The 16,104-nt window shown below is 49.5% G+C and carries 9 protein-coding genes and 1 riboswitch; of the genes, 6 read left to right on the top strand and 3 right to left on the bottom strand.

Annotation, left to right across the window (positions count from 1 at the left end):
- Nucleotides 1-441 precede the first annotated feature (441 nt).
- From C7B82_RS31040 to C7B82_RS31030, 3 genes are all read right to left on the bottom strand, one after another.
- On the bottom strand, nt 442-3,567 hold the full coding sequence (locus C7B82_RS31040; RefSeq protein WP_106261201.1) for a two-partner secretion domain-containing protein: 3,126 nt from the start codon (nt 3,565-3,567) through the stop codon (nt 442-444).
- A 48-nt stretch (nt 3,568-3,615) separates the two neighbouring features.
- Nucleotides 3,616-4,104 carry a hypothetical protein gene (locus tag C7B82_RS31035; RefSeq protein ID WP_106261200.1) on the bottom strand — a complete coding sequence of 163 codons (489 nt, stop codon included), beginning with the start codon at nt 4,102-4,104 and terminating at the stop codon, nt 3,616-3,618.
- A gap of 178 nt (nt 4,105-4,282) precedes the next feature.
- Complete coding sequence (locus tag C7B82_RS31030; protein ID WP_106261198.1) at nt 4,283-4,906, bottom strand: helix-turn-helix transcriptional regulator; 624 nt, start codon at nt 4,904-4,906, stop codon at nt 4,283-4,285.
- 211 nt (nt 4,907-5,117) lie between these two features.
- On the opposite strand from C7B82_RS31030, the gene C7B82_RS31025 reads away from it, so the two are divergent.
- From C7B82_RS31025 to C7B82_RS31000, 6 genes are all read left to right on the top strand, one after another.
- Nucleotides 5,118-5,995 (top strand): IS630 family transposase gene (locus tag C7B82_RS31025; RefSeq protein WP_245940175.1). Its coding sequence is split into 2 segments (ribosomal slippage): nt 5,118-5,447 and nt 5,450-5,995, totalling 876 coding nucleotides; the frame shifts between segments, so codons are not numbered across the junction.
- Between the two features lie 295 nt (nt 5,996-6,290).
- Nucleotides 6,291-7,763 (top strand): hypothetical protein, encoded by a 1,473-nt coding sequence (locus C7B82_RS31020; RefSeq protein ID WP_106261196.1) that lies wholly within the window; start codon nt 6,291-6,293, stop codon nt 7,761-7,763.
- Nucleotides 7,760-9,085, top strand: a complete 1,326-nt coding sequence (locus tag C7B82_RS31015; protein WP_106261194.1) for a DUF1822 family protein — start codon at nt 7,760-7,762, stop codon at nt 9,083-9,085. Before C7B82_RS31020 ends, C7B82_RS31015 begins: the two co-directional genes overlap by 4 nt.
- A 135-nt stretch (nt 9,086-9,220) precedes the next feature.
- Entirely contained in the window at nt 9,221-11,782 is a 2,562-nt protein-coding gene (locus C7B82_RS31010; RefSeq protein WP_106261193.1) for a CHASE2 domain-containing protein, read from the top strand.
- Nucleotides 11,775-12,563: a hypothetical protein gene (locus C7B82_RS31005; RefSeq protein WP_106261191.1), complete on the top strand. Its 789-nt coding sequence runs from the start codon at nt 11,775-11,777 to the stop codon at nt 12,561-12,563. Before C7B82_RS31010 ends, C7B82_RS31005 begins: the two co-directional genes overlap by 8 nt.
- Nucleotides 12,564-12,659: 96 nt before the next feature.
- Nucleotides 12,660-15,422 (top strand): CHAT domain-containing protein, encoded by a 2,763-nt coding sequence (locus C7B82_RS31000; RefSeq protein WP_181357811.1) that lies wholly within the window; start codon nt 12,660-12,662, stop codon nt 15,420-15,422.
- Between the two features lie 315 nt (nt 15,423-15,737).
- A riboswitch (cobalamin riboswitch) is annotated at nt 15,738-15,938 on the top strand.
- Nucleotides 15,939-16,104: the final 166 nt, after the last annotated feature.

Below are 16,104 nucleotides of genomic sequence, written 5' to 3'. Positions count from 1 at the left end.
AGATGACCCTAGCTTCTGCACGATGTCAAGCATCTAAGGGCAATCGGTCTATCTCTCCACCCTCAAGATACAAGGGATAAGTAAAACTTCTACCGCGCCATCCTTAATGCAATAAGGAATGGCGCTGGACTGCCGAAGCGTGAATGTCAATTTGATCATCCTGCTTATAAATGACACAAGCACGATCGATCCTAACCCTATCTCCCAGCACATAAATCTGTAACAAGAGGCAGGTAGCGCAGCAGTCTCACAAATTTCTTGATGGAGAGGCAATGATGTTAAGCCGAACGATTAACTGCCGAATTCTCCCCAATATCTCTACTTTTCCTCGCGCATGACATACAGCCTTTTTCATTTGCATTCACCACACCCGATACCCTACACCCCACACCCATTCGAGCAAGACTGTGACTTACTTGATCGAGAACCGCTGTAAGAGTGCTAGTGCTGACAGGAAGGAACCCTTACCCAAAGGGACTTGGGGGTGGTAGCGGGTGCTTCTGCCACAAGCGTCACCACACCGTCTGACCTCGTTACCCATCCTTGTGCTTCTACGATCGCGTGTACAGGTTTGGTTGCTACAGGGATAGCCTGCATGCTAGTGGGTTGTCCTGTCTGATGGTCTTCTAATGTTGCTAAGCGAATAATCACGGTCTCACCACCCAATACTCCAGTAGGGTTGGGCGGCAAGCCTCCTTGTCCAGTCGCAACAAAGGAACTACTCGCCTGCTTGCCACTGGGCGCACACTGCTGAGAAATGAGCCCAGATGGGTCAACTAAATCGACAGGTATTACGGCAAGCCCCCGACTGGGATCAATTTCCAGAGTGCTAATCGTAACAGTACCATTGATGCCAAGTGCAGAACTGGCATTAATGTCGCTGAAAGGCGTGTCCAACCGACCTTGCTGTTTTGGCAGAAAGCCATAAACACCATTGGAGTTAATTGTAATATTGCCCCCATTGCCTAAAAAGGCATCGGCTCGTATGTCACTGTTTTCGGAGGGAACGGCTACAACAAATCCTTTGTATCCGGGCAGATTGTTGATAAGAACATTACCACCGTTACCCGCATTACTAGCCTTAGATGATATTTCGCTGCCTTGACGCAGGAGTAATAGATCTTGCACATTCAATGCAATGTCTCCACCCTCGCCACTAGCCGTGGCAGCCGTAATCGAACCACGATCGCGCAGAATCAGCTTCCCTGCCTGAATTCTAATATCGCCACCCCGCCCATCGCCATCACTATTAACTGCAACTTTTGCGCCATCTTGAATGAGAACAACCCTTGGGTCGATCGTGATATTGCCACCATCTCCAGTTGAACGCTCCGTTGTGCTCGCAAATAAACCACTGTTAGCGCCGGTTAAGGTGACACTATGTATAACATTCGCTGTAATATTGCCAGCCTGTCCACTACTAGAAGTCGTTGTGTTAAGTTGGCCACCATTGGTTGCTTCAAGGCGATCGGCATTTACGGTGATGCTACCCCCTGCGCCTCGATCACTTGTAGCCGCTGAAATTTGCGCTCCATCCTTCACGATGAGCGTCGGAGCCGTCACTGTAATGTTTTTTGCATCTCCAGCACTGCTCGTGCTACTAGAGATCCTGCTGTTAGTGCCGGTAAGGGTGAGGCGATCTTTGACAGTAGTGGTAATACCTCCAGCGTTTCCACTACCATCGGTCGTCGCGTTAAGTTGCCCACCATTGGTCGCTTCAAAACGGTTGGCAGTTACAGTGATATTGCCACCAGTCCCAGATGAATCTTTCTCGGTTTTGACAAATAACCCGCTGTTCGCTCCGGTCAAGGTGAGGCTATCTGTAACATTGGCAGTAATATCTCCGGCCTTTTTGCTACCAGAAGTCGTCGCGCTAAGTTGTCCACCATTAGCCGCTTCAAAGCGGTTAGCCTCTAGGATGATGTTGCCACCAGTCCCAGATGAATCTTTCTCGGTTTTGGCAAATAACCCGCTGTTCGCTCCGGTTAGGGTTAGTGTACCTGTGACATGAGTTGTAATATCTCCAGCCTTTCCACTGCCAGATGTCGTCGCATTAAGTTGACCGCCATTGGTCGCTTCAAAACGGTTGGCAGTGATGGTGATGTTGCCACCATCGCCGGAAGAGCCTAGTTCGGCGTTGGTAAACAACCCACTGTTAGGCCCAGTTACGGTGAGGCTATCTGTGACAATCGTCACGTTTCCGGCAGATGCTTTGCCAAATGTTCGAGCATTAATACGAGAGGTATCAGCGAACGTGAGTGCCCCATTTACACGAATATCAATGTCACCTGCGTTAGGAATGACCCCTGGTGCTTTTTTACCAGAAAAGCTAAGAATTTTACTATCCTTCTCTAAGGACACATGAGTAGCTTGTATGGAAATTCGACCAGCATCTCCTTCTGATCGTGTTTCCACTCCTACCGTTGAGTTGTCTCTTAATAAAAGAGAACCAGTGGCGATCTGGATGCTGCCACTGTTCCCTTGGGTAGGTTTCCGAATTTCATCGCTAACACTAGTGATTTCACTGTTCTTCTGGAGTTGAATACTATTATCTGCGCTTACAACTATCGAGGCAGCATTTCCACCTTCATCACGGGTAATGCTTTGAATTTGACTATGATTGAGAATGATATCCTTATTGGCTTCTATATCTATCCGTCCATCGCCTTTCCCCTTATTAAAAGTGCCGTTTACGATGCGACTATTATCTAGAGAAATAGTGTTCCCTTTGATTACAACAATGCCTGCGTCACCATTACGAGACACATCAATCTCAGACCCATTTTTAAGCAATATATCTGCGAGCTTAGTAGTATCCACAGAAATCAGACTAAGATTATTGCCACTAATATTTAGTTCCAGCCTTCCTTGATCCCTGACCCCTGCCAACTCAACGCGCCCACCAGATGTACTTATAAAACCACCGTCTAATGTTACATCACCACCTACCAAGAGTAAGCTCTTACCACTAGATACTTGAAGACCGAGAGGAGGGAGGCCAGGACTTGGACGAATTTGAGATTGATTGACGATTGATCTGGAAATTTGGTTATACAACAGTGCAGAGGGATTTATCGTCAGAAGTGATGGATTACTGCTCGTGTTTATACTGCCAAAAAAACCTTGCTTCTCAAATTCAAATGCATTAGCAGTTGTAGCGACAAACGATCCACCTAGGACTAATCTGGCCTTAGGACCAAAAGTGATCCCGTTAGGATTTAAGAAGAACAAATTAGCCGTGCTACCTGTAGAGGTGCGGAGCGTACCTAAAATATCGGACCGCCTGCTTCCTGTGACACGGGTGATGATATTAACAACACCGGGATCAAAAAAGGTGACTGTTGCCCCTTCAACAATACTAAAATCAGAAAAACTATGAAAGAGGTTAATAGTCCCACTCCGAGTACCACCCAAAATGCAGGTGCCAGGACAGTTTACTGCTCTAGATGGCAGAGAGTTTACGGGTAAAGTGTTGTCAGGGATAATTTGAGACTTTGCAGGACTCAAGGTTGCCAGGTAACTAAAGGCAATGCCAACAAGAAAAAGTTGTTTTCTTAAATTTTTCATTGCCTGAGTACCCTTAAAGCATCTTACTTGTCTTGCCTGCGTATGACATTAATTGAGTGAATTGGTAGAGTCTTTTTCACGAGAGAAAAAGCGTTTGGGCCATGCCAAGATAAGCCGTACTAAACTTCTCACGGTAAGACTCGTTATCGTCACAACTTCGAGACTGTAATCGGCCACCAACTGTAAAAGATCAGTATCTACTCTATAACGGATACAAAGGTTGCAGGCGTAGCATGTGGAAACATTGCCAGTTGCCTCTTCTAATGTATAATCAACTGCCCTGACATATCCATTAGTACACAGGTATGCAGATTCGCCATTAATGAGCACCGTAATGGGTTGATCCATGTTTGAATTAAACTGTTTTCTAGGACGAGTTTGCGTCAACGGATCGATTATAAACTCTTCCTGCCCATTGCAGTGAACCTGAACTTTAGCCATTAGTTCACCATCAAAATGGATATGAAGATCCACCAAGTCATTCTCGCCACATTCTTGGCACTGGTATGTGATGCTGACAAGAGTCAGATAAGCCATTAGAATTCCCCTTTCATAGATTATGGTGTTTTGTTGTCAGCAATTGCTTAAACTAGCCAGGTTTCTTCCGAATCGGGTTTTACAAGCAAACAAAGCATGCTGTATCAACTACTGCATCAGCTTATATCTTGATGTCTTTCACAAGACTTGACAGTACCCTTGAGGGTACTGTTGCATTTCACTCATCCCACTCCAGTACCTCTCGCCGTTTGGCGTAGATTGCTTTCAGATGCTTTTTCACCGTGTCCTTTGAGATCCATAGTTCTGAGGCCATTTCCTGGTAACTATAGCCAGCCTGACGTAAAAGCCAGACCTCTGTTTGTCGAGGTGTTAAATTGTATTGCTGGGCTTCAGCGATCGACTGACGCTGTAAGGACTGGTAGCAATCTTCCAGGATCACTAACAGATAAGGAGACTGCACATCTCCCAGTTCTAGCCATCTCGCTCGAATGCGAATTCTGGACAAGCGGCTGAGAAAAATCTCTGACTCAATAATAAATGGATGATCCGGAAAAAGATCACGGCTTTCTATTAATGACTGGCAGACTCGCCAAATCGGTTGCGGTACTGCCCTGATTGATGGCTGTCCCTGGTTCAGTTGCTGGCAGATTTCGTGGGCAGCATAGTTACTGTGTACCCACTCACCGTGGTGGGTCAAAATCAAAACACCATCGATTAGACTTTCCAAAACTCCCTGAAACAGCACAGGATCAGTTTTAGCAGATTGATTCGAGCGCTCTAGTTTGGCAGATTGATCAGAGCGTTCTAGTACTTCAAGCGGACTCATTTGGAGGGCTAGCATAGGTCAGTTGAGTAATTTTGCTCAGGTGGAATCTATTAAGGTGGTAGAGCCAATACATTTACAGTAGAGAGGCTTTAGTACCGTCTACTTACCTGCTCAAGCAGACATGATTCTGAGGTCAGAGAACCTATGCAAAAGAAGATTTGTTATAGCACGAGACTGTTAGGACATAGACTCAGGGGAGACTGACGACCGAATGAGGCAGAAGAAGATGGGCAAAGCATACAGTTACGACTTGCGGCAAAAAGTTATCAACGCGATCCAGTTGGATGGCATGCGCAAAAGCGAAGCGGCCCAAATCTTTCAACTGAGTCGCAACACGATTGACTTGTGGTTGAAGCGGCAAGCCGCCACTGGTGATTACCAAGCTAAATCCAATCGCCCTCAGCGCACGGTCAACAAAATTACTGATTGGCAGGCGTTTACGGCGTTTGCCCAAACGCACGCGGATCGAACGCAAGCAGAGATGGCCACTTTGTGGGCGGGCGAGATCAGCACTCGCAGCATGAGTCGTGCCTTGCAACGCATCGGGTGGACGCGAAAAAAAAGACTTACGGCTATCGCGAGCGCGACGAAACCAAACGAGCCGCGTTTTTAGACCAACTGGCCACGATTCCCCCGGCACAACGGGTGTACATTGATGAATCGGGCATGGACGAACGCGACGACTATGGCTATGGCTGGAGTCCACGGGGTCAGCGTTTGGCAACCCTCAAAGCAGGACGCCGCAGTGGTCGCGTCAACATGATTGCCGCCTACTGTGAACAGCGGCTCCTGGCTCCGTTTACGGTCGAAGGTGCTTGCAACCGAGTGGTCTTTGAGACTTGGCTGGAAACCTGCCTCATTCCTGACCTCCAACCCCGACAGGTCGTGATTGCCGATAATGCCACCTTTCATCACGGCGGACGCATCGCCGCTTTGATTGCAGCGGCCGGTTGCCGCCTCTTATACTTGCCGCCCTATTCGCCCGATCTCAACCGGATTGAAAAGTGTTGCGCTTGGCTCAAAAGTCGCATTCGCAAGCGCTTCGCTCAAGCGCCTTCTCTGCGTCAGGCGATGGAGTCCGTGCTCAAAGAGGCGGTGTCCTAACACTATTGGCTGTAGCTATAGCTAAAAAAATCCTCAAAAGTCTAAAGGCTTTTGAGGATGGTTCAGTGCATGATTGTCCGTTCACTGTGATCTGTTTCTGGGCACAAAGGACGTATGCAGATAGCAATGGTCTAGCAACCGTTTCTCAAAACAGACCAATGTTGCATAGGTCTGCTCCCTTCAGAATCAAGAAGGATTGCAAGAGTTAAAAAAGCAGAACTCTTCCGAACACAATGAAAAGGAGGTGAAGTAATTAATGTCTTGACTCGGTTCATCCAGAACAGGTAAGAACATCATGGGTTCGGCATCGAGATACTGGCGACTGATACGAATTGATGCAGCCGGTCGGCGTAAAGCGGAGGAGAATGCGATCGCCCAAGCATTCTTGCACCAGCAATTCGCAAATTTCATGTCTCAAGCTGACGTGCCTGACGCGTTGCTTCAGAAGGAACTCCTCAAGCTACTGCAGCAACCAGATACGGTTAAACAGAGCCCCAGCTCATTCCGTCTTGACTCTCAAAGCCTGATCCATCAGGCAGTGATTGAGCATTCTAGCAAAACTCGTGATTTAGCAGAGTGGTGCCTGCGATGCTTTATTTCTCATGAAATCGAGCAGGTCTGTGTGCGACTGGAGGCAAAGTTTAGCGCTCATCACGGCTTTACTCGCTATGACTTGTTCCCCCTGGTTTTGAATGATGACGGTCAAGCCCGATCCCAGAAACGCCCTTCTCACCCTTACCAATCTCTGGCCTGTGAGATTTTGCAAACCTTTGATCCAGAGCGAGCGGGGTTAAGCACCTGGGTGGCACGGCAAGTAAGGCAGCATCGGGAGCTTCATCGTTTTCTGCTACAGCACGGCGTTTATCTCGCCAGTGATTGGGCGATTTTGAACGACACGAAACCCGACCAACTTCAGCGGATTTTGTCTGAATTTCACTCCTTGACCTCTGATGAGAGTGAGCGGGCCTCTCACCTCTTGCAGTCTTATCACGATGTTTACCGGGACGATCGCCTGCGATCGCGAGCAACTGGAGCTTTGAAAGGGAAAAAAGAGTGTTTACCACCCACACCGGATCAACTCACTCGCATTGCTCAGCACCTGTACGAGCACACTGGCTCAAACCAATCGAACGAACGTATTATGAGCAGGCTCCAAACCATCGCTACCCAACTGCGTCACTACCGGATTCAGGTTCGAGGTGGCACAGTACCAATGGAGTCCTTAGAGCACCTCAAAGTAGAGTTGCAGGCACCTGAGGAAGTGGTTGATCAAGAGGATCAAACTGAGTTCATCACGTTTTATCGTGAACAATTTCTCCGCTGTCTAGATGGATCGATCGAGCAGGTGACCAGCGATCGCCTCGCTTATCTGCAACGCAAAGGTCAGCAAAAAGTGCAGCAGTTTCTCAAGGCTTTGCAGCTCTTTCACTGCCAGGGTCGATCCATGAGTGAAATTGCTGCTGCGTTGAACTTAGAGGCGCAGTATCAGGTAACCCGTTTAATCAAACTAAAAGACTTACGTGCCGATATTCGGCAGCGTTTGTTAACCCTATTAGGCGAGTCCGTTCTTAACAAAGCCAGAGATTTCGCAGACCCCAGTCGTCTCCGTGATTTGAATCATCGAGTGGAAGCTGCACTGGAAGAACAAGTATCTAATGTGATCAAAGAAGCGGAAAGAGAAGCCGCTGTTGCCAAACACAGTCCCTTGCCCAGCCTGTTTTCCCGAAGACTTTGCCATCACCTAGATACACGGATCGGTGCCCCATGATTAACCCACCCACCCACTCTACTGACCCGCTCGACTGGGAATTCCTGGTGCTGGACAACACCGAGCTGACTCCTGAGCAGGTTGAACAGGCGGTACAGATCAGCCAAACGGTGCACGCTCCGATGAAGCAATGGCCGGTCTACCTCCAAGCCCTGGCGCTTATCGGCTTTCAAGAGTGGTTGGCAGAACGAGCACCGGATCTGGATGTCACTGACACCCATTGTTCTATTCTTCAACCGCAATATGCCAATTTGATTGAAGCGGTTTGTAACTTGCAAGTGGGAGCATTCAGTCTCTGTTTAATGACCATCGGCAGCGTGACGGATGCTCTCGTTAGCTTTCCTAGAGCCGTGATGGATGTTCCCCAATTTGCGCCTCACCTTTATGTATTGATGCAGGTGTTGGAAGAAGAGATGCAGGTGCAAGTGTATGGCTATCTCCGTAGTGATCAAGTCGCTGAGCTGCAACGGTCTCACGCATTGCAAGCATCATCAAACTGGACTTATACGCTGCCAGTAAGCTGGTTTAATCCTGATGAGACGGAACTACTGTTGGATTTGCGGTGTCTAGAACCACAGGCACTTCCCCGACTAACGGCTTCTCCTGCATTGCTCCCCATCGCTGAAGTGCAGAAAAAACTAACCAACCTGCTGCCTCAATTGCAATCACCTCAATGTTCACTGAGTCAGCTTCTAACATGGGAAGAAGGCGCTACGATACTAACTTTCCCTGAGTTGGCGGACTGGCTGTATCGAGTGCAATCAGGAGCAGCGGTAGGGAGGAGTGCAAGCCTTGCTCCCAAGGCAGAACAAACTCAACCTCTGATCAATGTTGGTCTGTGGTTTCACGATCGCCTTGATACGATTGCTCAGGAACTAGCCTGGGTACTGATGCCTGCCTTTGCCCAGGCTTCTGCACTGCGATCGATGGAAGAGGAATTAGAAAATCGAGGTATACGCATTCCCCCAGAGGCACGGGGAGCGTATCAGGACGTTCAATTAGGGAATGCATCGCTGCGCATCCACGTGATTACCTGGGTGATCTCCTTAACCACTGCCACTCAAGGATGGACCTTGCTGATCATCCTGGGAGCCCAGCCCAATACTCGTCTACCGATTGGCACTCGGCTGCTGCTGCGCGATGAAACCCAGCCATTAGTCGAACAAGTTTTACAGGAAGATGCCCCCAACTCCTACCTCTATGCTCAAGTGGGCGGCACCTGGAACGAGCGTTTTTGGGTCACGATCGAGCTGATGGATACGGTAGCGATGACGTTGCCTCCCTTTACCTTTAATGATGGCAATGACGTGGTGATGGAGTGAGGGGACAAAGCCATGGCGTTTGTCCAAACAGCGCTGTATGAAAAATTGTTTGAGTGTTGCTATAGGGTTCTTAGCGTCTACTACTTGGTTATGACTCGCTTTTATGACTCACCGTTATTACTTGCTTGAAATGCCATGCTTTCCTCTCCCTTTCGTTTGAAAGTGCAAAAAGTTGATCAGACTTGCCTGTTTGAACTCTCCTGGGGGCAGGGGCAGCAGCTTGTTGCAACCCTGAAGTATCCAACGGTATTGACGGAGCTTTATCAAGATTGGCGGCGAGTTTATCTCAGTTTTTACAAAACCATTCAAACACCGCTAACACCCGTCACTGACCCAGTTGTAGAAACGCCTTTGCGGGGATGGACGATCGCAGGCGGTAGTCTTACCCCATCAACCGTAAACTGGCATAGCAAACTGGTGGAAGCGGAAGCCAAACTTCTCAACCAATTTCATCTCTGGCTTCGGAGTGCAGAATTGTTTGATATTCGGGCGACGATCGCTCAGTCCAGCTTAGGAGCAACTACTGCAGACACTCAAACCATTCAGGTCTTTCTCACCTGTCCTGATCTTGAACTGGCACGATTTCCTTGGGAGGCCTGGGAAGTTGGGACGGATTTTGCTGCCACTGGCAGAATTCGGATTGTGCGTGCTCCGGCCACCATTCGAAGCAAAATAGCGGCCCTACAGAGGCTCCAGTCGCGCGGTCGCGCCAGAATTCTGGCTATTTTGGGAGATGATACCGGCCTCAATTTCCAGGCTGACCAAGTCGCAGTGCGATCGCTCTCGTCTCAAGCAGAGATTACCTTTGTTGGTTGGCAACCAGGCCAAACACCCGCTGAGGTAAAGGAACACATCCGGCAGGCGATCGCCGATGAGCAAGGCTGGGATGTGCTGTTTTTTGCCGGTCATAGCAACGAAACAGAGATCACGGGTGGTGAACTGGCGATCGCACCCGATACCTCCATCCGCATTGATGAAATTGCCCCTCAACTAACGCTTGCGAAAGAACGAGGGCTTCAGGTGGCAATCTTCAATTCCTGTAGTGGGTTAAGCATTGCTGGGTCACTGATTGATTTGGGATTCAGTCAAGTCGCCGTGATGCGAGAGCCAATCCATAACTGCGTGGCCCAGGAATTTTTGGTGCAGTTCCTCCATAGTCTAGCCAAGCACAAAGACGTGCATGAATCACTGCTGGCGGCTTGTCAGTTTCTGCGCTTGGAGAAGAATCTCACTTACCCCTCCGCCTACCTGGTGCCGTCATTGTTCTGCCATCCCGGAGCGGCCTTATTTCGGATACAACCATGGGGATGGAAACAGTGGATGCGTCAGGTCATGCCGACCCGGTGGGAAGCGATCGCCCTTTCAACCTGTGCACTGCTGAGCCTGGTGCCACAGGTGCAAGATCGGTTGCTCGATCAACGAGTCTGGATGCAAGCTGCTTATCGGGATTTCACCAGCCAGGTGCCTCCGGCGACAGTTCCGCCCGTGCTTCTGGTGCAGATTGATGAAGCATCCGTTCGACGGGATGTTCGCATTGCTCAACCAATGCCGATTAACCGCAGCTATTTAGCGGATCTGGTAAAGCGTCTTGTGGGTTTGAAGGCTCCCATCATCGCCCTTGACTATCTGCTCGATCGCCCCATTGGCAACGAGAAAGCTTTACGTGATGCGGTTCAAACGGCGGCTATCCAGCAGCAACGCTGGATTGTTTTTGCAACCCTTGCTGAGGAGTTTGAGGCCGAAAAACTTTTCGTGACTGAGGAGAGCAAAATCGCCGAGCGCCAGTGGGCTTTACAAGGGGGTATTGAAATTTTTCCGAATCGCATGGTACTACCCTATGCGGATGAAAATTGCCGTCCGACCTGCCCCTTTGCCTATCTATTGGCACTCCTTAAGACTGCTCATCAAGAGGCTAATGGGAAGCTCCCACAACCAGGTCTCGATCGTAAAACCGATTTACGCACGGCAGTGCTGGATGTCGTACAGCAGGAAACCGCTCACAGCCCCAAACTCGCATTCCTCATGCAATTACACGTGCATCCGCTTGCCGAATGGTCCTATGCCAGCATTGGGATACCCTGGCTACAGCCAATCATTGATTTTTCCATTCCCCCCGATCGCATCTATGATCGCGTTGCTGCCTGGAGATTACTCAATCAGCCCCTGCAATTGCCCAATCTACCGCAACAAGTGGTGATCATCATGGCCGGTGGGTACACCGAAGCTGGCGGCATTGCCCGCGATCAAGCAGACTACATGCCACTCCCTGCTGCCGTCAGCTATTGGCACGATCGCCTGCCACCCAACAACCATGCCGCCACCTTTCCCAATGGCAATTCCGAAAACTCTCCCGCCTACCTATCGGTCTTTCCAGGTGGAGAAATTCATGCCTACACCATTCATCATCTACTTACCCAACGCTTGGTCATTCCCATACCGGACGTTTGGCTGGTCGGCGTAGCGGCGTTAATTGGTAAAGGCATCGTTGGGCAATTCAAACGTCAACAGCGCCAGCACCTGCGAAGGCAATCACATCGACTTCACCTGAGCGCTAGTCTTGCCATTGCCACAGTGCTCTGGATACTACTATCGCTGCAACTCTATATCTCGGCGGCTGTTTTACTACCCTTTATTTTGCCGTTAGTCACGGTTTGGCTATACGCTCTACCTGTTTTAAGGAGGAATTCCAATGCGTAAGATTTCTAAAAAGTGGTTACCTCTATTGATGGTGGCGGTTGTTGGTTTGGTAGGCTTGCCGGGGCTTGCGCAGTCCTCGCTTTTTTCACAGAAATTTGCGCTGGAGCCATTGGAGACTCAGACGCACGCACAGGTGGGTGTGCCTCGGCTGAACGCCTCCCTGGATCAGTTGGAACTCTCATTCAAGCGCAAACTCCCAGGACGAAGCGGAGGATCTCGGGGGGATGACTTGGTTAGCCCGATTGCGCCAGGACTTTTGGATTATGTGATCTGGAGCGATCGCCCGTCCTTTTTCTGGTGGACAGAGGCTACCAGTAACGTCGCCCTACAGAAGCTTGAATTATTCCAGGATCAGCTTCGTGCTGAGAGCCTCTGGGAGAAGCCGCTTGCCAATGCTGATCAAAAGGCTGAATACAACGGTCGTGCGTTACAGCACGGTCAAAAATATTTTTGGAATTTAACCTGGAGTCAGCAAAAGCCAACATCAGGAACAGGGATCACTCTTACCACATTGAATCGTAAATTTCGGGTAATGGCAGCACCTGAACGCAACCAGATAGCGGTTGATTTACAAATGATCGCCAATAAACTACGTGCCGCGAAGGCCAGTGAGGAAGCGATCGCCATTCAGCAGGCCGCTTATTTTACTGAACGGGGGTTATTGTCTGATGCGCTGCAAGTGCTTGGTCAAGTCAAAAACCCATCTGTAGAAATGACAAAGACATTGCAGCGCTTGATACAAGAATCCATCAACACTCTTTATCCACCACCTAAAAAGTAGTTATTGGACAAACCAGTTTCTCACTCATTAGACACATGCCGTTATCGTACGAACCAATGGGTTCTTCCCACAATGCATCAACGAGTCATCACTCTCATGCTTCTGTTTCTGTTCACGCTCACAGTGACTGTACAGGGAGCAGCCATCGCTAAGACTCCCCCCTTACAGTCTGAGCAACGTGCCTTGTCTGGTTCAACAGAGGCCCAAGCTCTAGAGCAGCAGGGGCGACTGCTGTATGGCAGTGGACAGTTTATCGAAGCAGCGGCGGCATTCAATCAAGCTGCTCAAGCGTATCAAACTCAAGGAAACACGCTGCGGCAGGCGCTTAGCTTGAGCAATCTGGCTCTGTCTTACCAGCAACTTGGCAAGTTGGACGAGTCATCACAGGCAATTGCTCAAAGTCTCTTACTCTTGCAGGGGAAACCAGATGCCCGGGGTTCCTCAGATCAGCTCTCTGCACTGGCTCAAGCGCTAGATATTCAGGGAAACCTGCAACTGTCTCAAGGGCAGGAAGCACAGGCCCTGGCTACATGGGAACGTGTCACGGCGATCGCAAAGCAGTTGGGCAATCAGGAACGGCTTGTTGAGAGCCAAATCAATCAGGCTCAGGCGCTTCAAGCAATGGGCTTATATCGGCGGGCGATCGCGACCTTGAGTACCGTGCTAGGACTAGAACCACCAGCAACCACAACTTTGGAGGCGTTGAAAGCAAAACTCATCACTCTGCCGCATGTTTCCACTACTGCGATCGCCCTACAAAGCCTGGGAGAAGCCTTACGAGTGACAGGCAACCTGGAGCAATCACAAGTCCTCTTGGAGCATAGTCTAAGGCTTGCTGAACAACTGCAATTACCCGCGATCGCCACAACCGCCCAGTTCAAGCTGGGAAACACTCTACGTGCCCAGGCTCTCGCTGACCTGAGCCGCAATAATATGACTCTCACTACGGCAGTAGAGCTGGTTAAAGAGAGTAAGGTGGGGCGTCGCTTTCAAGGCACTGACATGGCGCTGAACTTTTATCAACGGATGAACGAGGCTCTAAGCCGCTATCAGCAAGTAGCAAGCACAACCAACGCCACTAACACCCGGATACAGGCACAACTTAACCAACTTAGTCTGCTTGTGGAGACCCAACAAGCGGCAGCGTTTGAGTCGCTGCTGCCAACAGTACAACAACAGATCAATCGTCTGCCCCTCAGCCGCATGGCGATCGAGGCCAGAGTGAATTTGGCCCAAAGCCTTCAGAAGGCAGCCCATTCAGAACTGAAACTTCAAAATAGCGCCAATGGGAATTCTGGGCAACCAAACTTCAGGCCGCTTGCGGCTCAACTCCTGGCTACGGCTGCTCAACAGGCAAAGGCGTTAAAACATCAGCGTACAGAATCTTACGCGTTAGGAAATTTGGGACAACTGTATGAGCAAGCAGGGCAATGGAACGATGCTCAGACGATGACTCAGCGTGCCCTTTTTCTAGCTCAGTCTATGCAGGCAGCAGACATTACCTACCTCTGGCAGTGGCAGTTGGGGCGGGTGCTGAAAGCCCAGGGACAGTCTCAAGCAGCCATCGTCGCGTATCAGGAAGCGGTCAATACCCTCAAAACGGTTCGTAAGGAATTAGTCACCACAACACCTGAAGAGCAGTTCTCCTTTCGGGATACGATCGAACCCATTCACCGAGAACTCGTCACGTTGCTCCTGGATCGGGAAAGCACGGCCCCGAACCCTGAGAATCTCAAGGCTGCTCGCAATGTGATTGAATCCCTTCAATTGACAGAACTGGTCAATTTCTTCCGAGAAGATTGCCTGACCGCAAAACCAGAACAGATTGACCAGGCGGATCCCGTCTCTGCTGTGTTCTATCCCATCATTCTGCCAAACCGTTTAGCGGTTATCGTTAGCTTGCCTGGTCGGTCCCTTCTCTACTATGCCACTCCTGCAAAAGAGCAGATTACCAATGAGCGCATTGAAGCGATCGTCAATCAACTACAGGGTTCTCTGAAGCAAGACAATATTCCTAAATCTGAGTTTCTCCCTCCTGCACAACAACTCTATGAGTGGCTGATTCGACCTGTAAAAGCAGAGTTGGAGAAACGGCACATCAAAACATTGGTTTTTGTCTTGGATGGAGTCCTGCGTAACATGCCAATGGGGGTTCTCCATGACCAGACACAAAATCAGTACCTGGTTGAACAGTACAGCATCGCACTCACACCGGGATTGCAATTACTAGGCGTTCAACGCCGCCTACAGCAGCCTTCAAGGGCACTAATTGCCGGGTTGAGCGAAGCCCGTTTAGGCTTTTCTGCTCTCCCCAATGTTGCCACCGAGCTTAAACAAATCCAGTCTCAAGTATCCGATAGCAGAGTGCTTCTAGATACCCAGTTTACGAATCAGAGTCTTCAGGCAGACTTACGCACGACATCCTTTCCGATCGTGCATTTTGCCACCCACGGTAAGTTCAGTTCGCAGCTTGAAAATACCTTTATTTTGACCTGGGATGGCCAACTCAATATTGATCAGCTGAGAAGTTTGTTGCAGCGTTCGCAGCTTGGTCAAAAGGAACCACTCGAATTATTGGTACTTAGCGCTTGTGAAACCGCCACTGGAGATAACCGAGCAGCCCTAGGGTTAGCAGGCGTTGCAGTCCGAGCGGGTGCACGGAGTACAGTGGCGACGCTTTGGCAGGTCAATGATGCGTCCTCTTCAACATTAATGGGGCAGTTTTATCAAGAACTCAACAAACCAAAGTTGACCAAAGCCGAAGCATTGCGTTCTGCCCAACTAGCCCTACTAAGGAATGACCAATATCAACATCCCTATTTCTGGGCTCCTTATGTTCTAGTTGGAAACTGGCAATAAGCTGTAATGAAAGATGCTTCTCGAAGTGGACAAGAATAATGTAGTTGAAGTGGGAAGGAAACGAAGAACGGCTAAGTAAACAATACTGACATGGCAAACAATACTGGCATGGCAAACAATAGGGTCATCGGTTTGTTGCTGCCATTGGAAGGGTAACCCACAGAGCGCGATCGTCATCTGTCAGCAAGCAGCTGTCTAGCTTTAAGGAAAAATCGGGGAACATCCGTATGGACTTAAAATGCTGCAAACGCTTCAGCAGTAGCAACTGAGCCACAAAGCTCTTTAAGAGCTTTCTAATATCGTCTTGATCAAGTATGCTGAATCCCACGACTCGGTTCCGACGGTAAGCAACCGTTGGAGGAAACAGGGAAAGTGTAGTGAGACTCTACCGCTGTCCCGCAACTGTGAAGGAAGTTAAGAGCTGTGGACAATGAGGGTTGAGTTGAATTAACTAACTCAACCCTCAACCCTCAAACTTCTCTAAGTCAGAACGCCTGCCGGATCGCTCTACACCATCGTCTTATCTGCGAGGTACAGGATGAAGACACGCTATCGAAAATGGGGCAGCCTGGGGGCAATGGCTGGCTTGAGCTGCTATTTACTACTGGTCTGTCAATTAATTGTTGACGGGTCACAAGGGGGTAAAGTTGAGAAGGATTCCCTTGCCTTCAATTGAATGACG

Source organism: Stenomitos frigidus ULC18 (genome assembly GCF_003003795.1).
In the GTDB taxonomy this organism is placed as follows: Bacteria; Cyanobacteriota; Cyanobacteriia; order Leptolyngbyales; family Leptolyngbyaceae; genus Stenomitos; species Stenomitos frigidus_A.
The sequence above is the reverse complement of the archived record's forward strand: the minus strand, read 5'-3'. Positions and strand labels throughout refer to the sequence as shown.